Here is a 21,566-nt window from a genome sequence, read left to right on the forward strand (position 1 = left end):
TCCCTTCCTGTCCTTACGCGCTCAGTCCGCCGAAAAGCGTCGGAATGTCGAGCGGACGGAAACCGTAATGTTCGATCCAGCGCACATCAGCGTCGAAGAAAGCGCGCAGATCAGGCATGCCATATTTCAGCATGGCGATGCGGTCGATGCCCATGCCCCATGCAAAGCCCTGATAGACGTCTGGGTCGTAGCCGGAAGCGCGCAGCACATTCGGATGCACCATGCCGCAGCCCAGAATTTCGAGCCAGTCATTGCCTTCGCCGAACTTCACATGCGGACCGGAACGGTCGCACTGAATATCAACCTCGACCGATGGCTCGGTGAACGGGAAGAAGCTCGGACGCATGCGCATCTTGACCGAAGGAACTTCAAAGAAGGATTTGCAGAACTCTTCCAGCACCCACTTCATGTTGGCGACATTGGCCGACTTATCGACAACCAGACCTTCGACCTGATGGAACATCGGCGAATGGGTGGCGTCGGAATCCATGCGATAGGTCTTGCCCGGAATGACGATGCGGATCGGCTCGTCGCGGCCTTCCTTGTCACGGATGGCCGCGAACTTCTCCATCGTGTGCACCTGCACCGGCGAGGTATGCGTGCGCAGCAACTTGCGCTCGCCCTTCTCGTCTGCATTGAAGAAGAAGGTGTCGTGCATTTCGCGCGCCGGATGGCCTTCGGGGAAGTTCAGAGCCGTGAAATTGTAATAATCGGTTTCGATATCCGGACCTTCGGCAATCGAGAAACCCATATCGGCGAAGATTGCGGTGATCTCATCGATGACCTGTGAAATCGGATGAATGCGGCCGCGCGATGCAGCGCTTTCACGCACCGGCAGCGTCACATCGACCTTTTCGCGCTCAAGGCGAGCGGCAATCGCTTGCTTGCGCAGTTCCGTCTTGCGCTCGGTCAGCGCTTCGGTAACCCGGTTCTTCAAGCCGTTGATCGCCGGTCCCTGCGCCTGGCGCTCTTCCGGCGTCATGCTGCCCAGTGTCTTCAGCTTTTCCGAAACTGAGCCCTTCTTGCCAAGAGCGGCGACACGCACGGCTTCAATGGCAGGCTCGTCAGCCGCCGCCGCGATGTCTTCGAGAATCTGCCGTTCAAGTTGTTCTAGATCACTCATTGTTTAAATCCCTGTCGTGCCTGCGGCACTCCACGCCTCTTGTTTTGAGTTACCTGTTGCGCCTGCAGCGCTCCACATATTTCGCTTTGCAGCCCAAAGAAGCGTTGTCGTTACTCTCTTTGGCCTGATTGGTGAGACGCATCAAGATTGGCGTCAAAAAATTCCATCGCCTGCAAAAGCCGTCTGCCATCGCCGCCGAGAAAAATGCGGCGGAACAGCCTCAGCGGCGCGATGGTAAATCGGAAGAAGCCGACAATTTTCTTCAATTCCGGAATCACGTCAGCGGGCGCGACCGCACGATAGGCTGCGAATGTCTGCTGCGGTGTCCCGGCAAGACGCGCCTGCGCCGTGATCTGGAAGAACAGGAGCCACACGTCGCGCGCCTGTGCAGCAGCAAGCGGCATGACCGTTTCCGGTTCCTCCTCGAAATCCAGAAAACCGGCAACGCCGTTTTTCTCGAAGAAATCGCGCGGGTGCGGACGCCCATGGCAGAGCCCGGCAGCATGGGCTTCACCCAACGCGCGGGCGCAATGCACGAGAAGTGCATCATGGCCCTGCGGATCATTGCGACGCAAATGGTCAAGCTGGTCCTGGATAATCGGCGCGACATCGCTCAGAACCATCACCGCCCCTTGGTGGTAGACGATCCTGGGAACCTGAAAGCCTGCCTGCAGAAAAGCGCTCATCTTGCGCTCTTCGCGGTCGGCCATGTCTGCTTCTCCAACATCCTTCGGGCTGCGCAGGAACGGATAGGGAAGAAGCGGCGAGATGAGGCTGTGCAGACGCTTCGGAAATGGGCGCCTTTCTGCATCGTAGCGCTTGATCCAGACACGATGACCACCGATGACGGCGCTGGAAATGCGCTTGCCCCGGCTCTGGACAAGCAGAACCAGCAGGCTGCGGAGATCATCCGCATCCAGATCCAGTCTCAACTTGCCCGATTCATCCTTCATGCCCGCTTTGAATCCTTAAAACGAGAAAACCCGCGCCAGCCGAGCCAGCGCGGGTCCCCAAATTATCAATACTGCTTGGGAAAGGCGGCTGGCTTAGCGGACAGCGCCTTCAAAAGCGTTCGGCGTCTCGGTGTTCTTGAGGTACTCGAGAGCCTTCTTTGCCGATGCAACCAGCGCACCGAATGCATCCGGTTCGTGGATTGCGATGTCGGACAGAACCTTGCGGTCGATCTCGATGCCAGCCTTGGCAAGACCGTCGATGAAACGGCCATAGGTCAGGCCCTGCTCGCGGACAGCAGCGTTGATGCGCTGGATCCAGAGAGCGCGGAACGAGCGCTTGCGGTTCTTGCGGTCGCGGTAAGCATACTGCTTCGAACGGTCAACTGCAGCCTTGGCGGTGCGGATGGTGTTCTTGCGACGGCCACGGAAACCAGCAGCCTGATCCAGAACCTTCTTGTGCTTTGCGTGGGCGGTAACGCCGCGTTTTACGCGTGCCATGTTATGATCTCCTTCTCAGACTAATCTTAGAGGCCGTTCGGCAGGAACTGCTTCACGATCTTTGCATCGGCATCGGCGAGAACCATGGTGCCGCGTGCATCGCGAATGAACTTGTTCGAACGCTTGATCATGCCATGACGCTTACCAGCAGCTGCGGCCTTGATTTTGCCGGTGCCGGTGATCTTGAACCGCTTCTTGGCGGCCGATTTGGTCTTCATCTTGGGCATTTTGCTACTCCTTCTTTGCGATCCCCCTCGTGCCTCCGGCACTCGACGCCTCTTGCGTGGCGTCCGGTCATGCCTGATGCGGATGGGAACCTAGTTTTACTTCCGGACTGACCAAGCCCGAAAAGCATACGAAACCGCCACGGCATGCCCTGCCGGGCGGTTCGAACGCGGCCTTATAGGCTCAAAGACCGCAAAACGCAATGCCCGAATTGGACTGAATCGCAACCGGAACGTCAATAAAGCCGCAGAAGTACCGGCAGGACGTGAATGTCCTGCAGATATTCCACGAACTCGAAAAACGGATAGGCCACGAAGAACACCAGGCCGTCCTGAAAAGTGCGATAAATCCGGTCAGGCCGGACGATCAGTTCCTTGTCGTCGCGAAACAGCGAAAACTTCGGAAAGAAACGCGGAACGCTCGCACAATAGGCTTCATAAGGCTTGCCGAAATTCTGCTTGAGAAATTTCTCTTCCGTCCGGATGACAACCGAGAAAGCGAGATAGCAAAGCACGCCGAAGGCGATCGCAATGATGATGCTGCCGGTCTGCGCGCCGATACCCATCGCGCCGATGCTGCTGAAGACGTAAAGTGGATTGCGCGTGACCGAATACGGTCCGCTCTGCACGATTTCCGCGCTCTTGCGTCCGCCGATATAGAGCGTGCACCACATGCGTCCGATGATGGCCGCGACGATCAGACTGAGACCGAACGCCTCGATATATTCATGAAAATGGCCGGTCGATTGCGAGCTGACAAAAAGCAGCGCCACGACCAGAAGCACCACGACGGCGCCGATCGCAAGACGCCGACGCTGCTGATATTTACCCAATTCGCCCAAAGTCTTCATTGCGATTCCATGATCCAATTTGCCTAGCCAAAAGAAAAGCCGCCCGAAGGCGGCTTTTCCAAGGCATTTCGAAATGCTCAGCGCGGAGCGAGAACCATCATCATCTGACGGCCTTCAAGCTTCGGCTCGGACTCAACCTTGGCGATTTCGACAGTGTCTTCCTTGACGCGCTGCAAAAGCTTCATGCCAAGTTCCTGGTGCGCCATTTCACGTCCACGGAAACGCAAGGTAACCTTGACCTTGTCGCCTTCCTCAAAGAAACGCAGAGCAGCCTTCATCTTCACCTCATAGTCATGGGTGTCGATGTTCGGTCGCATCTTGATTTCCTTGATTTCAACCGTTTTCTGCTTCTTGCGCGCTTCGGCGGCCTTTTTCTGATTCTGATACTTCAGCTTGCCGAGGTCGACGATCTTGCAAACCGGAGGCTCTGCGTTCGGCACGATCTCGACGAGATCGAGACCTGCTTCTTCAGCCATGGCGATAGCTTCCTGAATGGAAACATCACCGTGGTTCTGGCCTTCGGCATCGATAAGCTGAACCCGGGGAACCCGGATATCACGGTTGGAGCGCGGTCCGTCTTTCTGAACCGGCGTCGCTCTGAAGGGTCGGCGAATGGTCGTTATCTCCTGAATTGTTAAGTCTCATGCGGTCGGATACTCGCTGCCAGACGGCATATCCCCAATCAAACCGCAGTTGATCGCGGAAATGTCGTCAAGCGGGCGGCGAAGTCAATAGCATCTTTGACAGGAAAAATCACCCCCGCGTGATAAACGTTCTTTTTGTTGTCATTTCGCGGCGGACAAGCGGCATATCGGTCACATTTGCCGTCATTTCAAGGGCCTCGCCCCACATGCGGGTTTTCTCTCTTTTGCGAACATGCAAAAACACTCCCGGAAAATGAGGAGATTTGTCATGAGCGTTGCGGGGCCGGAATTCATCGACGTGGACGGAGCGAAAATCGCCCTGCGTTACAGAGCCGGAAGCAAATCTCCCGGTGTGGTCTGGCTCGGCGGCTATCGGTCCGACATGCTGGGCACCAAGGCGGTCGTCCTCGATGAATGGGCGGCTGAGACCGGGCACAGCGCACTCAGGCTCGATTATTCCGGCCACGGCGAATCCGGCGGCGACTTCAATCAAGGCACCATCTCGCGCTGGCTGAACGAAAGCCTCGCCGTCTATCGCAAATATGCCAAAGGTCCGCAGATTCTGGTCGGCTCCTCAATGGGTGGCTGGATCGCGCTGCGCATGGCGCAGGAGCTCAAGAAGGAAGGGAACCCGCCTGCCGGGATCGTCCTGATCGCACCTGCTCCGGATTTTACGGCTGTGCTTGTGGAGCCAACACTTTCCGACGCGCAGAAAAACGACCTTCAGGAAAAGGGTTATTTCGAAGAACCCTCCGAATATTCGCCCAATCCTTATGTCTATACCCGTGCGCTGATCGAGGACGGACGGAAGAACCTGGTTCTCAAGGGTATCATCGAGACCGGCTGTCCAGTTCATATCCTGCAAGGCATGCAGGACCCCGATGTTCCCTACAAGCATGCGCTGACGCTGGTGGAACACCTGCCCGTCGATGACGTGACCCTGACACTGGTGCGCGACGGGGATCATCGCCTGTCGCGACCGCAGGATCTCGATCTTCTGATCCGCACCGTATCCGGTCTGGCGGAACGCATCGGCGAAAAATCATAACGGAGCGAAATCATGCGGTTTTCGGTTTTCGCTTCCTCGGCGGTTGCGGCCATTGTCGGTTTCGGCGGCACGCTGGCACTCATCATTGCCGCAGCGCAGGTGCTGGGCGCCACACAGGCCGAAACTGCAAGCTGGGTGACGGCGATTTGCCTTGCGATTGCCGCTTCATCCGCCTGGCTCAGCATTCGCTACAAGATGCCGATCATCGCGGCCTGGTCTACACCGGGGCTGGCGCTGATCGGCGCCAGTGCCGGTTTCACCATGCCGGAAGCGGTTGGCGCATTCATCGTGACGGCGCTCGCACTGGTCGCCACCGGACTGATCCGCCGATTGTCGGTGCTTGTTTCCCGCATTCCAGCCTCCGTCGCATCAGGTATGCTTGCAGGTGTGCTGCTGAGTTTCGTCATTGCCGCCGCCAAAACAGTGCCTGGCGATCCGGTTTTCGTCCTGCCGCTGGTAGCGCTGTTCTTTATTATCCGCCTGTTCAACCCGTCGCTCGCCGTCATTGCCGTTCTGGTGATCGGGATGATCTTCGCGCTCGCCACTGGGCGCTCACCCGCACTGCCCGCGCCTGAAATCTCCACGCTCACCCTCATCTGGCCAGAGTTCCACATGGGTGCGATGATCGGCATCGCGATCCCGCTTTATCTGGTGACCATGGCCTCGCAGAACCTGCCGGGTTTCGCCGTGCTGCGTGCTTCAGGCTATGAGCCGCCAACCAGCGCCTGCCTGCGCGTAACCGGCCTGTTTTCACTGCTGACGGCTCCTTTCGGCGCATCGACCACCAATCTGGCCGCGATTTCGGCGGCGCTCTGCACCAATCCCGATGCACATCCCGATCACACCAAACGCTGGCTTACCGGTCCGGTCTATGCGGCGATCTATGTGGTGTTCGCCCTCTTCGGGGCGTCACTGGTCGCAATCTTTGCCGTATTACCGGTAACGCTCATCGCCCTTGTTGCCGGGCTTGCCCTGACAGGCCCGTTCATCAACGCCATGTCATTGGCGCTGAAGGATGAACATGAGCGTCTTGCGGCGACCATAACCTTTGCCGTGACGGCCTCCGGTATGGCATTTTTCGGCGTCGGCTCCGCCTTCTGGGCACTGATCGCCGGGCTTGCCGTCACTTTTCTCGAACATTTTCGCAAAAAAATTTCGAATTAATCACATTGGTTAGCAGAAGCGTGGCCTGAATCCGCAAGTTGCATTCTTGAAAAGCCGCAATCTTTTCACCACGTCGAAGTCAAGCCGCCAGAACAAAATGCCCGCACAGGGCGGGCTGGCAGGCCTTGGTTTTGCGCATGTTGCCGGACGATGTCGAACGGTTGAATGGCATGCGCTTTTCGACGGAGCAGACCATGACCAATACTGCATTGATCCGCCCGGCATGGACGCCAGCCACGATTGCGCTGATGGTGCTCGGCTTTATCCTGTTCTGGCCGCTTGGCCTTGCCATGCTGGCCTATATCCTCTGGGGCGACCGCCTCGAAGGATTCAAGCGTGGCGTGAACGAGAAGACCGATTCCATGTTCGGATCGTTCCGCAACTGCCGCAAGGGCGAAAGCTTCAACTTCGGTAGCACCACCGGCAACGAGGCTTTTGACGACTGGCGCCGCGCCGAGCTGGAACGACTGGCCGAAGAACGCCGCAAGCTTGAAGAAGCACGCGCCGAATTCGAGGCCTATGCTGCAGAACTTCGCCGCGCTCGCGACAAGGAAGAATTCGACCGCTTCATGGCTGAACGCCGTGCGGCCTCGAAGAAGACGCCTGCCCCGCGCGCGAAAGGCGGCAAGGACGACATCACCGATCTTTGATAAGGTATAACACCCTGAAATCTCTCGAAACGGCGCGGTTTGGCTGCGCCGTTTCGGTCAAAACAGCAATTTTTTCTGGCTTTTTAAGCGAATCGCTTATTCTTAAGCGATGGGCTTATCCTTTCTTCGGCAAATCAGCGGTAAAGGGGCATCCGCTGGAACGACAACCGTTCGCAGCGAACGTATCCATGCGGTCGCCGGACGCGAACTTCCCTTACGTGTTTTCGAGAATCCGCGTGCCAAACGACTGACCCTGCGTATCGAAGCAGGCGGCAGGGGACTGCGCATTACGGTTCCGCCCGGCCTTCCCGAGCGCGAGGTGCTGAGCTTCCTCAACCGCCATGAAGGCTGGATCGAAAGCCGCATTGCAAAACTGCCCGACCAGCCAGGCGTGCGCGCCGGTATCAAAATCCCCTTGCGTGGCGTGCCACACAAGATCGTGCATCAGCCCGGGCGCGGCACCACACAGCTTCTCGAAGGCAATATTCTGCTCGTCCATGGCGACCCGGCACATCTGCCACGCCGCGTTGCCGATCACATCAAGCGCGAAGTGAAGCGCGAGATCGAGGCGCTTGTCGTCCGTCACACCGCGGCTGTCGGCCGCAAGGCCAAGGCAGTGCGCTTCAAGGATACGAAGAGCCGCTGGGGGTCGTGTACCTCGGACGGCATCCTTTCTTTCTCCTGGCGCATCGGCATGGCCCCTGCCCCGGTGATCAATTATCTCGTTGCCCATGAGGTGGCCCATCTCATCGAGATGAACCATGGGCCGAAATTCTGGAAACTCTGCCATGAGCTTTGCCCCGATACGGAGCGCTGCAAGGCTTGGCTGAAGCGCAATGGCAGCGCATTACAGGCTATCGACTTCACATGACCGCATCCATACTGACCGCCGCCAAGGTGCTGTGGGATTATCACTGCATCTATGATCCGCTGGAAACTGCCGATGTCATTATCGGGCTTGGCAGCTACGATCCACGCGTTGCCGAGAGGGCAGCCGATCTCTTTCTGGCCGGCATGGCGACGTGGCTGGTATTCACCGGCAAAAGTGGTCACTGGACGGACAGGCTCTACAAGGCAAGTGAAGCAGAAGCTTTTGCTGAAATCGCAATCAGGCGCGGCGTGCCCGAAGAAGCGATCACCATCGAACCCAATGCCACCAATATTGGCGAAAATATAAGGTTCAGTCGCGAACGGCTTGCACCCGGTGCTATCAGCGCCATCCTTGTGACCAAGCCGCAGACCCAGCGCCGCGTTCTGGCGACCGTGGCCCGGCAATGGCCGGAAGCACGCGCAAGCATCACCGCGCCGCTCGTATCCTTCGAGGACCAGCCAACGGCAGATCATCCGGTCGAAATGCTTATCAGCGAGATGACCGGCGATCTTCAACGCATTCTGGAATATCCCGCCAGGGGCTATCAGATCGCGCAGGCTGTTCCCCTTGAGGTCATGGAGGCGTATGATTTTCTGATCGCACAGGGTTTTGACGGCCATCCGGTCTCCGAATAGGTCGACAATGGACAGAATAACTTGAGTAGACCCCGGATTTATGCGACGGAAAACCATGGTTCTCGATATCAAGATATGCGGGCTTAAAACCCCTGATGCCGTTGCCGCCGCTCTCGACGGCGGTGCGACGCATATCGGTTTCATCTTCTTTCCAAAAAGCCCGCGCCATATAACCCCGCAGGCAGCGGCAGGCCTGCGCGATGCGGTCAAGGGACGTGCGCTTGTCGTTGCCGTTACAGTCGATGCGGACGATGAAACGCTGGATGATATCGTGAAAACCGTGAAGCCCGATATTCTGCAGCTTCACGGCCATGAGACGCCGGAACGCGTGGCCTTCATCAAGGCGCATTATGGCCTGCCGGTCATGAAGGCTTTCTCGGTGCGCGAAGCCAGCGACCTTGCCGCGATTGCAGCCTATAAAGGCATAGCCGACCGTTTCCTGTTCGATGCCAAACCGCCAAGGGGCTCTGAGCTGCCCGGCGGCAATGGCGTGTCATTCGACTGGGAACTTCTGGCGGCGCTTGACGCGGATATCGATTACATGCTTTCCGGTGGATTGAATGCGGACAATATCGCCGAGGCGCTGCACAAGACCCAGGCGCCGGGCATCGATATATCGTCCGGCGTCGAGCGCGCGCCCGGCGAAAAGGATGTGCGTCTCATCGAGAATTTTTTCCGGGCTGTCGCCGATGCGCGCCGTTGCCCTGTAGACAGCCTGAACTGACGGAGCGGAAGCGTTGAACAAGCCGGTTGCACCCAATTCCTATAAGACAGGCCCCGATGAAGAGGGCATGTTCGGTATTTTCGGCGGACGCTTCGTCGCCGAAACGCTGATGCCGCTGATCCTTGAATTGCAGGAAGCCTATGAAACGGCGAAGAACGACCCTGAGTTCAAGGCGGAGCTGAACGCGCTTTCCACCTATTATGCAGGTCGTCCTTCCAAGCTCTATTATGCCGAAGGCCTGACCAAGCATTTGGGCGGCGCGAAAATCTACTTCAAGCGCGAAGACCTCAATCACACAGGCAGTCACAAGATCAACAATTGCCTTGGTCAGATTCTGCTTGCCAAGCGCATGGGCAAGACCCGCATTATCGCTGAGACCGGCGCCGGACAGCATGGCGTGGCTTCTGCCACCGTTGCCGCGCGTTTCGGCCTGCCCTGCGTGGTCTATATGGGCGCAACCGACGTCGAACGTCAGAAGCCGAATGTGTTCCGCATGAAGCTGCTTGGTGCCGAAGTGATCCCGGTTTCTGCAGGCAACGGCACGCTCAAGGATGCGATGAACGAAGCCCTGCGTGACTGGGTGACGAATGTCGAAGACACCTATTACCTGATCGGCACCGCTGCCGGTCCGCATCCCTATCCGGAACTGGTGCGCGACTTCCAGTCGGTGATTGGCAACGAAGCGCGCCAACAGATTCTGGAACAGGAAGGACGCCTGCCGGATGTGATCGTGGCAGCGGTCGGCGGCGGTTCCAATGCCATCGGTCTGTTCCATCCGTTCCTTGACGACGCCTCGGTGAAGATCGTCGGTGTCGAAGCGGGCGGACGCGGTCTCGACGGTGAAGAACATTGCGCTTCGATGAGCGCAGGTCGTCCCGGCGTTCTGCATGGCAACCGCACCTATCTCCTCCAGAACGATGACGGTCAGATTCTCGAAGGTCATTCCGTTTCTGCCGGCCTCGACTATCCGGGCGTCGGGCCGGAACATTCATGGCTGAAAGACAGCGGGCGCGTCGACTATGTGCCGATCCTCGACGATGAGGCGCTGGATGCATTTCAGCTTTGCACCCGCACCGAAGGCATCATCCCTGCCCTCGAATCCGCCCACGCCATCGCGCAGGCCGTGAAAATGGCACCGACCATGGGCAAGGATCAGGTCATGATCGTCAATCTGTCCGGTCGTGGCGACAAGGATGTCCACACGGTCGGCAAGCTTCTCGGCATGGACATCTGACATGGGTAATGACGTCGCCGAAATCTCCGCCTACAAGCCGCGTGCCGCATGGTTCGACGGCCTGACGACGTGCGGTCCGGCGACGATCAAGCTCAACATCATCGAAGCCGATCCGGCCAATCCTGTCGCGGAGGCTGCTGTCGGCCTCGCCCGCAGACAGATCGAAACTGCCGCTGAAAAGCTCACCGCATTGCCGCATCTGGGCGTCGGTTTCGCCGTTCTTCATCAGGGCGAGGAGGGCCTCTGGCTGCTGCTGCACTGGTGGCTGGAGGGCGGCATCGCTACGGAAATCCTCTGGCAGTCGGAACTCGGCGACGAGGTGGACTTCATGCCCGCACAGCCGCTGCTGATGGCCTGCGTGTGGGAACTCGGAATTATAGACTTTGAACGGCGTGCATGGATGGAAACGGCAATGGCGGGCAAGCCCGTTGCCGACTATCTGGCACGCACTTTGCCACGGGGCACGGTATGACTACTCGCATCGACACCAAATTCGCTGAACTGAAGGCCGAGGGCCGTCCGGCACTCGTTACCTATTTCATGGGTGGCGATCCCGATCTGGAAACCTCGCTCAAGGTGATGAAGGCCTTGCCAAAGGCTGGTGCCGACGTGATCGAACTCGGTATGCCCTTCTCCGATCCGATGGCAGACGGACCCGCCATTCAGGCCGCTGGCCTGCGCGCCCTCAACGCCGGTCAGACGCTTGCCAAGACGTTGCACATGGCAGCAGAATTCCGCAAGGAAGACGACACGACCCCGATCGTCATGATGGGCTATTATAACCCGATCTATATTTACGGCGTGGAACGCTTTCTGGCCGATGCCAAGGCTTCCGGCGTGGACGGGCTGATCATCGTCGATCTTCCCTCCGAAATGGATGCCGAACTCTGCATTCCGGCCATGAAGGCGGGTATCAATTTTATCCGCCTCACCACGCCGACCACGGACGACAAGCGCTTGCCGAAGGTGCTGCATAATTCATCGGGCTTCGTCTATTACGTCTCGATGAACGGCATCACCGGTTCGGCCATTGCCGATACGGCAAAGGTCGGTGAAGCTGTGCGTCACATCAAGAAGAGCACCGATCTGCCGATCTGTGTCGGTTTCGGCGTCAAGACGCCGGGGCAGGCAGCAGCCATCGCCACCCATGCCGATGGCGTCGTCGTCGGCACGGCGATTGTCAACGCGATTGCCGGTGAACTGGACGAAAACGGCAAGGCGAAGGGCGATCCTGTCGCCGCTGCAACCAGACTTGTCCACGCCCTTGCGGAGAGTGTGCGTGCCACACGCCTTGAAGCCGCCCAATAAATCGTCCATTTAGTGCACATCTTAAAAGTGCTAAGCGGCTGAAGCTCTTTGCCGAAGAACAAGAAACGGAAGCAAACGTCATGAACTGGATCACCAACTACGTCCGTCCGAAGATCAATTCGATGCTCGGCCGTCGTGAAATGCCGGAAAACCTCTGGATCAAGGATCCGTCGACCGGTGAAATGGTGTTTCACAAGGACCTTGAGAGCAACCAGTTTGTGATCCCGTCCTCGGGTCATCACATGCGCATCAAGGCGAAGGATCGTCTGCGTTTCTTCTTCGACAATGGCGAATACACCACGCTTGACGCTCCGAAAGTGCCGATCGATCCGCTGAAATTCCGCGACGAGAAGAAATATATCGATCGTCTCAAGGATTATCGCACCCGCACAGGCATGGATGACGCTATCGTCAACGGCCTCGGCACCATTGACGGCCTGCCGATTGTCGCCACCGTTCAGGATTTCGGCTTCATGGGCGGTTCGCTCGGCATGGGAGCCGGCGAAGCGATCATTCAGGGCTTTGAAAAGGCCATTGAGCTGAAGCGTCCGCTGGTTCTGTTCGCGGCCTCGGGCGGTGCACGCATGCAGGAGGGCATCCTGTCGCTCATGCAGCTCCCGCGCACCACGGTTGCTGTGGAAATGCTGAAAGAAGCTGGCCTGCCCTATATCGTCGTTCTGACCAATCCGACTACGGGCGGCGTGACGGCTTCCTACGCCATGCTGGGCGATATCCACATTGCCGAACCCGGCGCACTGATCGGCTTTGCCGGACCACGCGTCATCGAACAGACGATCCGTGAAAAGCTGCCGGAAGGCTTCCAGAGCGCCGACTATCTCATGGAACACGGTATGGTCGACATGGTCGTCTCGCGTCTTGAACTGAAGGACACGATTGCGCGCCTTCTCAAGATCATGACCAGGCAGCCGGGCAATAGCGACGTGCCGGAACACGAAAAGACGGAAGCAACCGACAAGGCAGCCTGATCGTGACAGAAAAAGCCGCCGCCGCAATCGAGCGGCTTATGCAGTTGCATCCAAAAGGCTTCGATCTTTCATTAGACCGCATCCGCGGTCTTCTGGAAAAGCTCGGCAATCCGCATCTGAAATTGCCGCCGGTCATCCATATTGCCGGAACCAACGGCAAGGGATCGGCGACGGCTTTCTGCCGCGCGCTTCTGGAAGCGGGCGGCTTCGACGTTCACGTCCATACTTCGCCGCACCTCGTCCACTGGCATGAGCGCTACCGTCTGGCGGCGCCCGGCGGCGGCAGGCTGGTCAGCGACGATGTTCTGGCCGACGCCATAGAGCGCGTTGCGGCAGCCAATGGCGGCCAGCACATCACCGTTTTCGAAATCCTGACGGCTGTGGCTTTCGTACTCTTTTCCGAGCATCCGGCGGATGTCGTCGTTATGGAAGTCGGCCTTGGTGGACGTTTCGACGCCACCAATGTCATTGCCGAGCCTGCCGTCTCGCTCATCATGCCGGTTTCCATCGACCATCAGGCCTATCTTGGCGACCGCGTGGAGCTGATTGCCGCCGAGAAAGCCGGTATCATCAAGAAGGATTGTCCGGTCGTTGTCGGTTTCCAGCCTTTCGATGCAGCGCGGGAAGTTCTCGTCTCGACTGCCGATCGTCTTGGCTGTCCGGTTTCGGTCTACGGGCAGGATTTCCTCGCCTTCGAGGAACATGGTCGCATGGTGTTCCAGAACGAGGACGGTCTGATCGACCTGCCATTGCCGCGCTTGCCCGGACGCCATCAGATTTCCAATGCCGCAGCGGCAATCGAGGCGGTGCAGATGGCTGGTTTCAGCCTGACCGACAAAGCCGTCGAAAAGGCTTTGATGGTGGTGGACTGGCCAGCACGTATGCAGCGGCTGACCCATGGTGCGCTCGTGGATTTGGCCCCGGCGGCCTCCGAAATCTGGCTTGATGGCGGTCATAACCCGGGCGCCGGCGCAGTCATCGCGGAGGCACTCGGCGATCTTGAAGAGCGTAACGAGCGCCCGCTGTTCCTCATCACCGGCATGATCAACACCAAGGACCCGGTCGGCTATTTCGAAGCCTTTGCCGGTATGGCACGGCATGTTTTCACCGTGCCTGTTCCGTCCAGCGATGCGGGTATCCCGAATGATGAGCTGGCGGTCGCGGCCCAGAAAGCCAACCTGTCGGCAGAGCCTGTGCATTCGGTTGCCAACGCGTTGAAACTTCTGCGTGGCACGTGGCCCCCGGATGAAGCGCCACCGCGTATCCTGATTGGCGGTTCGCTTTACCTTGCGGGTGAAGTTTTGAGAGAGAACGGCACACCACCCGCCTAACGGCAAATTCTAGAACGGTTCCAGTAAAACAGAGTCGCTGGAACCGCTCCAAGTATTTATTTCGTCGCATTATCCTGCGCAAAAACCGCTTCACACTTTTGCTGGAAATGCTCCAAACAAAAACCCGGCTCGAAGGCCGGGTTTTGCATTTTTATGATGCTGTTATTATGCAGCTGAAGCCTTGATCCAGTCGGCAAGGCGGCTCTTCGGAGCAGCGCCGACCATATTGGCGGCGAGTTCACCGTCCTTGAACATCAGAAGCGTCGGGATCGAACGCACGCCGAACTGGGCAGCCAGTTCCGGGTTTTCGTCGATATTAACCTTGGCGATCTTGACCTGACCGGCCATTTCGGTCGCGATTTCGTCCAGAGCCGGCGCGATCATCTTGCAGGGACCGCACCATTCCGCCCAGAAATCCACCACGACAGGCTCGCTCGACTGAAGAACGTCCGACTGAAAATTGCTGTTATCGACCTTAACGGTTGCCATAGGGCTATCCTCTTTTCTCACCAAGAACGGCAGACATCTTTTCAGACTCACAACACGATCCGCTCTTCATTCGCTATATCATGTGGCGCGTCTGCTGCCATCCGTCAAGTTCTGGTTCGTCACCTTTCCTTGAGAGTCTTTCAGAGACTGCAGCGCTTCGTCCAGAACCACATCCGGCAGCGGCATCAAAAACGGACCTTCGGTGAACAGAAGCGCCGTTTCGACAATCCGCCCCGGATAGAGCGGGGCCAGCAACTCGCGATAAAGCGCAAGCTGCGCCCGATAGGCGAAAGGAACCGCCTCGATGGTTTTCGGTGGCGGTCGATTGGTCTTGTAGTCGACGATCAGGACACAATCCTCGCCAACACTGATGCGGTCGATCTGACCGGACACGGCATGATCGCGCCCGCCAAGCTCAATCGTGCCCATGATGGCAACTTCCCCGCGCGAGCCTTCCGCAAAGACCGGTGCATAGGTGGCATCGTCCAGAATGGTCCTGACGCTTTGCCAGGCAATCTGGCGCTCCGTTTCCGGCCAGTCGGCAGCAATCCGCCCAAGATAGTCGCGTGCCAGCGTTTCACGCCCATCCTGTGGGACATCCGGCAGATATTGCAGCAGCATATGGATCGCCGTGCCGCGTCGCAACGCAAAGGCTGGCGTCCCATTGCCCGGTCCCAGAACGGGCGAAAACGTATCGAGCGGCGGTTCTTCATCCGCTTCGATCAGCGCAGAAGCGCCGGACGGCGCCAGCGGTCGCGGCAGTCCGATTTCCGGCTTTATCGGCTCTCTATATTCATCTGGAAATGATGGCAGTGCATGATCTTCGGTTCTATCCTGCTCGGCAATCTCGACCATGCCGCGCGGTGTGTTGCGATAACGTCTTGCGGCAACATTCAGCACGGGGTGCACGAATGTCTCGGCCTTGGTGGCCAACGCATCCTCGACAAGGCGATGCCATGTTTCGCCGCTTTCACGCGTGCCGCGATAGCCGCAGATGATGAGCCGGTCTTCGGCACGCGTCATGCCGACATAGAGCAGGCGGCGATATTCTTCCTCCGCCCGCGTTTTCAGCTCCTCGATCTGAGCGGTCGTGAAGCCGGTCTGGTATCCGGCATTCGGTTGCCAGAGATAGCCTTTCACCGACGGACTATCATTCGAAAAGTCAAAAGGAATGAGCTTTGGCGCACGACTGCCAGTCCAGACCGCGCTTCCCGGATCAACAAGAAACACCACCGCCCCTTCCAGCCCCTTGGCGGCATGGACAGTCATGATGCGCACTTCATTGCGCCCCTGATCGAGTTCACGCTTGATTTCCGGCGATGCCGCTTCCAGCGTTTCAAGGAAGGCTTGCAGGCCGGGCAGACCGGCACGCTCGGCGGAAAGCGCATAATTCTGGAATTCGTCGATGATATCGCCCGCCTCCGGCCCCAACCTCGCCAGTAGTTTTCGCCGCGCACCGTCCGCACTCAATATCCGTGCATAGAATTCGAACACCGGCATCGTGTCGGCCATATTGCGCCAGCGGCTCAAGGTCTTGTGCACCTCGGCCAGTGCAGCATCGCCGCGCGAGACCTGATAAAGCCGCTCGAACAGCGTGAGGCTTGAACCGCGCGGATAGGCAAGCTCGAACAGCCGGTCGTCATCCCAGCCGAATAACGGGCTTTTCAATACCGATGCCAGCGAAAGATCGTCCGAAGGCTGAAGCACGAAACGACCGAGTGCCATCAGGTCTTGAATGGCGATATGGCTGGTGAGCCGCAAGCGGTCTGCACCTGCTACCGGAACGGACAGGTTTTTCAGCGCCCGCGACAAAGCAGGCATGAACTGGTCGCGCTTTCGCACCAGAACCATGATGTCACGCGGCATGATCCGCCGGTTCTGGCCCGGAATAGGTTCGCCGCGATCCAGCCAGTGGCGAATAGTGGCTGCGATCTGATCCGCCAGCCGGACAGCAGGTGCTGCCAGATGATCGACCGGCTCGCGCCAGTCGTCCGGCTCTTCCACCACTTCCGGCGTCAGCATATCCCAGATTTCCACCTCGCCCGGCGCATCGGAGCGAATGGCTTCATGTACCGTTGCGCCTGCAAGGCCTCGATTGGCCTCGGCTCTCGCAAAAACCTCGTCTACAGCCTGCAGGACGTCGGGCGCGGATCGGAACGAGAAATTGAGGCTGACGCGCTCGAATTTCAGCTCCGCATCTCCGGCGCGAAGACTGACGGACCGCCCCTGCGCCGCGAAATCCTCCGGCACCGCGCCCTGGAACGAATAGATCGACTGTTTTTCATCGCCGACAGCAAAAAGCGTGCGGCTGATATTGCGTTGGCCGACGCCGGAGAAAAACTCTTCCGACAGCATGCGGATCACCTGCCACTGGTCGGGGCTGGTGTCTTGCGCCTCGTCGACCAGAATATGGTCGATGCCGCGATCGAGCTTGTACTGAACCCACTGCCCTGCCCCGTTGCGGGCGAGCAGCGCCACGGTCCGGGTAATGAGATCCTCGAAATCGAGCAGGCCGCGCTGACGCTTCAGGTCGTGATAGCGTTGCAGCAGATTGTCGATCAGCGTCAGCGCGGCCAGATTGAGCCGCACCAGACGCAATTCCTTCAGCCGGTCGAGACCCTGTTCGACACGCGCGGCTGCCGCGTCAAAATCCTCTTCGAAATCCGGCAGAAGTTTCTTGACCGCCGCCGAGCCAACATAGGAACCGGATTTCGGCTCGCCCGTACTTTTCAGGAAAGCTGCGCGCAACACGGCCTCGCGGTCACGCTGGCTCGTCACCTTTTCGAAACGCCGAAGCTGCAGCGCAAAATCCTGCGCGCGCGACGCGCCTTTCTGGATCGACATGATGAGGTCGAGCGCATCGTCGGAAAACTCCGGTATCGGCCAGAGATCTGCGACGAGGTCATCTTCGCTGGTTCGCGGGTCGAAGCGGAAAGCCCGGTGCAGAGCTTCGCTGCGATGCGCCGTTACGCCCAGTTCGGCGATATAGGTCTGCAGGCCATTGCGCCTGCTTACGGCCTCATCCAGAAGCGATTGAAGCCCCATCTCGCCCGATGCCTGCAGAACATCAGCAAAGGCCGCTGCGAGATCAATATCGCCGCCGCCATGCGCGGTTTCGAGCAGTTGGCGCCGTGCTTCGCCGACAAGGGCTGCCTGCATCAAATCATCCATCATCTCGAAATGACCGGCAATGTTCGCCTCAAGCGGGAACTGGTGCAGGATCGCTTCGCAGAAAGCATGGATGGTCTGGATTTTAAGTCCGCCCGGTGTTTCGAGCGCACGCGCGAACAGCCGTCGCGCTGCTGCAAGACGAGCATCGTTCGGTCTGCGGCCTTCCAGCGACTTCAGACGTTCGACGAGTTCTTCGTCAGGCAGGACAGCCCATTCTGAAAGCCGCATGAACACGCGGTTCTGCATCACCGCCGCAGCCGCCTTGGTGTAGGTAAGGCAGAGAATCTTGGAAGGATCAGTACCCTCCAGCAGCAGGCGGATAACACGTTCGGTCAGAACATGGGTCTTGCCGGAACCCGCATTGGCGGACACCCAGACAGAAGCCGCCGGATTTGCCGCGTTGCTCTGTGCCCGTAGCGTTTCTTCGGGGATAATGGGTGCCTTTTTCATTCACCGCCCTCCCCGCCAGCATCGCCCCCGGCAGACCATTCCAGTACTCGCGCCAGATGATCGTAATCGCCTGTCAGGTCCGTCTCGCGAAACGGCAATGCGCGTGACAGGTAGCCTTTTTCCGGTTTTTGATATTCGACGAGCAATTGCGCCAGTCGCTGCCAGGATTCCTCGCCGAGAGCCGGTGCAGTTTTTTCCGATGGCGGTCGTCCGATCTTGAGGATCGATTCCGGCTTCACCTCGCCGCCCGCCTTGAGACGCACATAGGTCAGATCGGATGCACGGACCGAACCAAGTTCCCGAAACGCGCCGCGCACCAGAAGTGCGGCTTCCAGCGCCAGCTGCGGCGACAGCAGCACATGCGCCTGTTTGGGCGATGGTGTCGATCCGGTCTTGTAATCGATGATTTCCGCTGTCCCGTCACGCATCAGATCGATGCGGTCAGCACGACCGGAAAGCGTAATGCCAAGCCCTTCGACTTCACGTTTATCGGATGAAATCTCCGCAAAGCGGGTCTGGACATTGTAGGCGCGCTCGCGTTCCCAAGCCAGAAACTGCGGAATGAGCGCGGTGAAGCGTGGCCACCAAACGGCCTCTATTTCCGTCGGCAGATCCATATCGGCAAAGAGGATGCGCCCCAACTCCATCAACCGCTCTGCAGCGTCGGGCGCCAGCGGATCGATTGCCTCCTGCGTAAAATGGCCCAGAATATCGTGGAACAAAGTGCCGCGTTCGGCGGCAGCCGGGTCGCGGATCAAGGGTTCCAGCGGCCGCAGCTTCAATATCTTCTTGGCGAAGATCGCATAGGGATCGCGGCGCAACGTTTCGATTTCCGTTACCGAAAAATGCTTCGGGCGCGCTAGGACCGGCGGCGCAGGCTGCGGTCTCTTCACGAAAGGCACATCTTCGTCACGATCGATTTCGCGCGACCACTGGATGAATCGAGCCCCGCGCTTGCGCATTTCGGCGGTCACATCCGCACCCAGCACTGTTTCAAGTCGTTGAAGCCAGCGCGATGGCACGGTCGGGGCATTGTCGGAACGCTGCGAGCGCGTCAGCACGACATGGTCCATGCCGAGCGCCATCTGGAAATCGTGGGCGGCAAGGCCGGTGCGGCGTTCGGGCGGATCGAGCGCGATCATCGACTTCATGGGGCGTGACATGAATGGGTCGTTGCGGGTGCGTGCGGGCCAGCTCCCCTCGTTGAGGCCACCGATAACCACCGTGTCCATGGTTTGCAGGCGCGCTTCCAGCGCACCCCAGATGAAGAGGCGCGGATGACCGCCCGGATGCGGCTTCACCGTCTCACCCGCCATCAGGGCATCCAGTACGGCTGGCCATTCCGACGCTTCAAAATCGAGCCCGGCTTCGTTCGAAACCAGACCACGCAAAAAGATGGCAAGCTGCTCGCCACGTTCACCGGAATAGAAAGGCGCGATGCTGGCCTTTTCATTCCGAGCAAGATTTTCCAGCGCCTCCACCGTGGCCCGCGCGATTTCACCGATCTCGGTCCTGCGTCCAGCGATAACGAAAGGCGCCAATGGTGCCACCGCGTTCGATAGGCTTTCGCAAAGATTTCGGGCAGCGGCGATCATGTCCGGTGTGACCGTGTCGTGCCATGCCGGTTGCCATGGCTGGCCGGCACTTTCCTCCAGCCGCCGGTCGAAAAATGCAGGAAGATCGAGCACGGATGCGCGGCCCGTGCCACCGCGAAAGGCGATGAGTTCCAGGGTTTCGGCAGCAAGGCGTCGCTCGATGCGGGGAGCTTCCAGCCGTAGCAGCGGATGCTTGACCAGCGCCAGCAACGCAACCGGGTCGCCCGGGTTGAAGACGGTCTCGACCAGCAGCCGTAGCAATGTCGTGGTCTCGACATCACGCAGATGCCGCCCGCCGGAATCATCGGCGTCGATGCCGAAACGGGCAAGTTCACCCACCACGCGCCGCGCCAGATTGCGGTCTGCCGTAACAAGCGCGGCTGTTCTGCCTTCATCATTGATCGCGTCGCGCAGGACGAGAGCCACAGTAAGCGCTTCTTCCCGCTCATTCGCGGTTTCAATCAGATCGATCGTCTGCGCTGCTTCCTGCAAGGCTTTCGGCTGCATATCGGGATCGCGTGCAAGCTGTCCCCACGCATCGGTCGTTTCCGCCGGACGAAGCGCTTCACTGACCACCCGTTCGCGCAGGCGTTTCGAGGCAGGCATATCGTCCAGATGTTCCACATCCGCACGCAATGTCTGCATTGCATCGAGAAGCTTGCGCAAACCGAATTGCGGATGACCGAAGGTCGACGGATTATCGGTTGCCGATGCCAGCATCTGCCAGGCTGCATCATCCAGATCGCGATCCAGCCCGGGCAGCACCACCGCGCCATTCGGCAAGTCCGCAATGGCGGAAATCAGTTCCGCCGTCGCCGGTATGGAACCGGTGGAACCAGCAACGATAACCGGCCCGGCAGGCGGATGGGCGCGCAGCCGCTTCACTTCGCTCCAGATGAGATCGTTGCGATGCGCAGCGGGATTCGAAAGCCTGCGTTCCGCCAGAATATCCGGCCAGAGATTGGTGACGATGTTGAGAAAGCCGAGCGTGACCTGCCACCAGTCGGCAAGGTCTTCCGGAGCAATTCCAGCAAGCTCGCTCCATTTAGCCCCATCAGTTTCGACCTGATCCATCAGCCCTGCCAGATCGCGGGCGAGCCAGATCGCATCGGCAGTCGTTGCCGGAACGGAAACGTCGTCAACACCGAAAAGGGCGCGCACATGCGAAGGCAGCGATTCCCGCCAAGGACGGATCAATCGCGCCAGAAGCAGAAGCCGCTCCGCTGTACCGATCGGTGGATTGATATCGAAGACGCCCGACGAGCCTGCATTGAAGAAAGCTGCATCTTCATCCACATCGCCGAGCGGCTTTATTGTCGGCAAAATAGCGCTCTTTTTTTGCGACGCATTTCCGGACGCAATACCGGTTCCCGCTTTTTCTGGAAATTCTTTAGCCGGATTCATATCGACCAAAATGGACCGCAATGCGCGCGCTGCGCGACGCGTGGGCACATAGATGGTGGCATTGGCCAATGCCAGCGGATCGGATGGATTACCGGGGAAACCTTCGACCAGCCGCCCTTCCAGAAGCGCCTTGGCAAAGGCGGGCAAAAAGGGCGTGCCGGGAGGAACTGAAAACAGGCGCTGTTTCCCATCTCTGGGTTGTCGTGCGCTCAT

The 21,566-nt window shown here is 58.7% G+C and carries 20 protein-coding genes; 11 read left to right on the forward strand and 9 right to left on the reverse strand.

What is annotated here, in order from left to right:
* Positions 1-13 precede the first annotated feature (13 nt).
* The 6 genes from pheS to infC all read right to left on the reverse strand — a co-directional run bounded on the left by pheS (position 14) and on the right by infC (position 4,263).
* On the reverse strand, positions 14-1,123 hold the full coding sequence (gene pheS, locus AC1RHM_RS18500) for a phenylalanine--tRNA ligase subunit alpha (RefSeq protein WP_010657703.1): 1,110 nt from the start codon (positions 1,121-1,123) through the stop codon (positions 14-16).
* A gap of 110 nt (positions 1,124-1,233) precedes the next feature.
* Positions 1,234-2,076: a BUD32 family EKC/KEOPS complex subunit gene (locus tag AC1RHM_RS18505; RefSeq protein WP_492332605.1), complete on the reverse strand. Its 843-nt coding sequence runs from the start codon at positions 2,074-2,076 to the stop codon at positions 1,234-1,236.
* A 93-nt stretch (positions 2,077-2,169) separates the two neighbouring features.
* Positions 2,170-2,574, reverse strand: a complete 405-nt coding sequence (gene rplT / locus AC1RHM_RS18510; protein ID WP_006468099.1) for a 50S ribosomal protein L20 — start codon at positions 2,572-2,574, stop codon at positions 2,170-2,172.
* A 26-nt stretch (positions 2,575-2,600) separates the two neighbouring features.
* Entirely contained in the window at positions 2,601-2,801 is a 201-nt protein-coding gene (gene rpmI, locus AC1RHM_RS18515) for a 50S ribosomal protein L35 (protein ID WP_006473268.1), read from the reverse strand.
* Between the two features lie 233 nt (positions 2,802-3,034).
* Positions 3,035-3,649, reverse strand: a complete 615-nt coding sequence (locus AC1RHM_RS18520) for a methyltransferase family protein (RefSeq protein WP_010657701.1) — start codon at positions 3,647-3,649, stop codon at positions 3,035-3,037.
* A 77-nt stretch (positions 3,650-3,726) separates the two neighbouring features.
* The gene (gene infC / locus AC1RHM_RS18525) at positions 3,727-4,263 is read right to left on the reverse strand and encodes a translation initiation factor IF-3 (protein ID WP_012091035.1); all 537 of its coding nucleotides are present in this window, start codon (positions 4,261-4,263) and stop codon (positions 3,727-3,729) included.
* Between the two features lie 298 nt (positions 4,264-4,561).
* Between infC and AC1RHM_RS18530 the strand changes: the two genes are divergently transcribed.
* The 11 genes from AC1RHM_RS18530 (at position 4,562) to AC1RHM_RS18580 (ending at position 14,244) form a co-directional block, all read left to right on the forward strand.
* Positions 4,562-5,341, forward strand: a complete 780-nt coding sequence (locus AC1RHM_RS18530) for an alpha/beta hydrolase (RefSeq protein WP_010657698.1) — start codon at positions 4,562-4,564, stop codon at positions 5,339-5,341.
* A gap of 12 nt (positions 5,342-5,353) precedes the next feature.
* On the forward strand, positions 5,354-6,505 hold the full coding sequence (locus tag AC1RHM_RS18535) for a benzoate/H(+) symporter BenE family transporter (RefSeq protein WP_010657697.1): 1,152 nt from the start codon (positions 5,354-5,356) through the stop codon (positions 6,503-6,505).
* A gap of 194 nt (positions 6,506-6,699) precedes the next feature.
* Positions 6,700-7,155 (forward strand): DUF2852 domain-containing protein, encoded by a 456-nt coding sequence (locus AC1RHM_RS18540; RefSeq protein ID WP_010657696.1) that lies wholly within the window; start codon positions 6,700-6,702, stop codon positions 7,153-7,155.
* Between the two features lie 109 nt (positions 7,156-7,264).
* Positions 7,265-8,026: a M48 family metallopeptidase gene (locus tag AC1RHM_RS18545; RefSeq protein ID WP_010657695.1), complete on the forward strand. Its 762-nt coding sequence runs from the start codon at positions 7,265-7,267 to the stop codon at positions 8,024-8,026.
* Positions 8,023-8,661 carry a YdcF family protein gene (locus AC1RHM_RS18550; RefSeq protein WP_010657694.1) on the forward strand — a complete coding sequence of 213 codons (639 nt, stop codon included), beginning with the start codon at positions 8,023-8,025 and terminating at the stop codon, positions 8,659-8,661. The genes AC1RHM_RS18545 and AC1RHM_RS18550 overlap by 4 nt, the downstream gene beginning before the upstream one ends.
* A gap of 55 nt (positions 8,662-8,716) precedes the next feature.
* Complete coding sequence (locus tag AC1RHM_RS18555; protein ID WP_010657693.1) at positions 8,717-9,385, forward strand: phosphoribosylanthranilate isomerase; 669 nt, start codon at positions 8,717-8,719, stop codon at positions 9,383-9,385.
* Between the two features lie 13 nt (positions 9,386-9,398).
* The gene (trpB, locus tag AC1RHM_RS18560; RefSeq protein WP_010657692.1) at positions 9,399-10,619 is read left to right on the forward strand and encodes a tryptophan synthase subunit beta; all 1,221 of its coding nucleotides are present in this window, start codon (positions 9,399-9,401) and stop codon (positions 10,617-10,619) included.
* 1 nt (position 10,620) lies between these two features.
* Entirely contained in the window at positions 10,621-11,091 is a 471-nt protein-coding gene (locus tag AC1RHM_RS18565) for a hypothetical protein (RefSeq protein ID WP_010657691.1), read from the forward strand.
* Positions 11,088-11,927, forward strand: coding sequence for a tryptophan synthase subunit alpha (trpA, locus tag AC1RHM_RS18570; protein ID WP_010657690.1), 840 nt, complete (start codon positions 11,088-11,090; stop codon positions 11,925-11,927). The genes AC1RHM_RS18565 and trpA overlap by 4 nt, the downstream gene beginning before the upstream one ends.
* Before the next feature lie 80 nt (positions 11,928-12,007).
* Positions 12,008-12,913, forward strand: a complete 906-nt coding sequence (gene accD, locus AC1RHM_RS18575) for an acetyl-CoA carboxylase, carboxyltransferase subunit beta (RefSeq protein WP_010657689.1) — start codon at positions 12,008-12,010, stop codon at positions 12,911-12,913.
* A gap of 38 nt (positions 12,914-12,951) precedes the next feature.
* Positions 12,952-14,244 (forward strand): bifunctional folylpolyglutamate synthase/dihydrofolate synthase, encoded by a 1,293-nt coding sequence (locus AC1RHM_RS18580; protein ID WP_029375814.1) that lies wholly within the window; start codon positions 12,952-12,954, stop codon positions 14,242-14,244.
* Positions 14,245-14,409: 165 nt separating this feature from the next.
* Here AC1RHM_RS18580 and trxA read toward each other — a convergent pair whose 3' ends face one another.
* The 3 genes from trxA to addB all read right to left on the reverse strand — a co-directional run bounded on the left by trxA (position 14,410) and on the right by addB (position 21,566).
* Positions 14,410-14,733, reverse strand: coding sequence for a thioredoxin (trxA, locus tag AC1RHM_RS18585; protein WP_006473274.1), 324 nt, complete (start codon positions 14,731-14,733; stop codon positions 14,410-14,412).
* Positions 14,734-14,811: 78 nt separating this feature from the next.
* Positions 14,812-18,354, reverse strand: a complete 3,543-nt coding sequence (addA, locus tag AC1RHM_RS18590) for a double-strand break repair helicase AddA (protein ID WP_010657687.1) — start codon at positions 18,352-18,354, stop codon at positions 14,812-14,814.
* Positions 18,351-21,566, reverse strand: a complete 3,216-nt coding sequence (gene addB / locus AC1RHM_RS18595) for a double-strand break repair protein AddB (protein ID WP_010657686.1) — start codon at positions 21,564-21,566, stop codon at positions 18,351-18,353. The genes addA and addB overlap by 4 nt, the downstream gene beginning before the upstream one ends.

The organism is Brucella sp. GW823-FHT04E01, from assembly GCF_058796175.1.

Excerpts from the sequence above, each read along its gene's own strand:
- pheS (WP_010657703.1), bottom strand. The coding sequence starts at position 1,123 with ATGAGTGATCTAGAACAACTTGAACGGCAGATTCTCGAAGACATCGCG.
- AC1RHM_RS18505 (WP_492332605.1), bottom strand. The coding sequence starts at position 2,076 with ATGAAGGATGAATCGGGCAAGTTGAGACTGGATCTGGATGCGGATGAT.
- rplT (WP_006468099.1), bottom strand. The coding sequence starts at position 2,574 with ATGGCACGCGTAAAACGCGGCGTTACCGCCCACGCAAAGCACAAGAAG.
- rpmI (WP_006473268.1), bottom strand. The coding sequence starts at position 2,801 with ATGCCCAAGATGAAGACCAAATCGGCCGCCAAGAAGCGGTTCAAGATC.
- AC1RHM_RS18520 (WP_010657701.1), bottom strand. The coding sequence starts at position 3,649 with ATGAAGACTTTGGGCGAATTGGGTAAATATCAGCAGCGTCGGCGTCTT.
- AC1RHM_RS18530 (WP_010657698.1), top strand. The coding sequence starts at position 4,562 with ATGAGCGTTGCGGGGCCGGAATTCATCGACGTGGACGGAGCGAAAATC.
- AC1RHM_RS18535 (WP_010657697.1), top strand. The coding sequence starts at position 5,354 with ATGCGGTTTTCGGTTTTCGCTTCCTCGGCGGTTGCGGCCATTGTCGGT.
- AC1RHM_RS18540 (WP_010657696.1), top strand. The coding sequence starts at position 6,700 with ATGACCAATACTGCATTGATCCGCCCGGCATGGACGCCAGCCACGATT.
- AC1RHM_RS18545 (WP_010657695.1), top strand. The coding sequence starts at position 7,265 with ATGGGCTTATCCTTTCTTCGGCAAATCAGCGGTAAAGGGGCATCCGCT.
- AC1RHM_RS18550 (WP_010657694.1), top strand. The coding sequence starts at position 8,023 with ATGACCGCATCCATACTGACCGCCGCCAAGGTGCTGTGGGATTATCAC.
- AC1RHM_RS18555 (WP_010657693.1), top strand. The coding sequence starts at position 8,717 with ATGGTTCTCGATATCAAGATATGCGGGCTTAAAACCCCTGATGCCGTT.
- AC1RHM_RS18565 (WP_010657691.1), top strand. The coding sequence starts at position 10,621 with ATGGGTAATGACGTCGCCGAAATCTCCGCCTACAAGCCGCGTGCCGCA.
- trpA (WP_010657690.1), top strand. The coding sequence starts at position 11,088 with ATGACTACTCGCATCGACACCAAATTCGCTGAACTGAAGGCCGAGGGC.
- accD (WP_010657689.1), top strand. The coding sequence starts at position 12,008 with ATGAACTGGATCACCAACTACGTCCGTCCGAAGATCAATTCGATGCTC.
- AC1RHM_RS18580 (WP_029375814.1), top strand. The coding sequence starts at position 12,952 with ATGCAGTTGCATCCAAAAGGCTTCGATCTTTCATTAGACCGCATCCGC.
- trxA (WP_006473274.1), bottom strand. The coding sequence starts at position 14,733 with ATGGCAACCGTTAAGGTCGATAACAGCAATTTTCAGTCGGACGTTCTT.
- addA (WP_010657687.1), bottom strand. The coding sequence starts at position 18,354 with ATGAAAAAGGCACCCATTATCCCCGAAGAAACGCTACGGGCACAGAGC.
- addB (WP_010657686.1), bottom strand. The coding sequence starts at position 21,566 with ATGAGCGCACGACAACCCAGAGATGGGAAACAGCGCCTGTTTTCAGTT.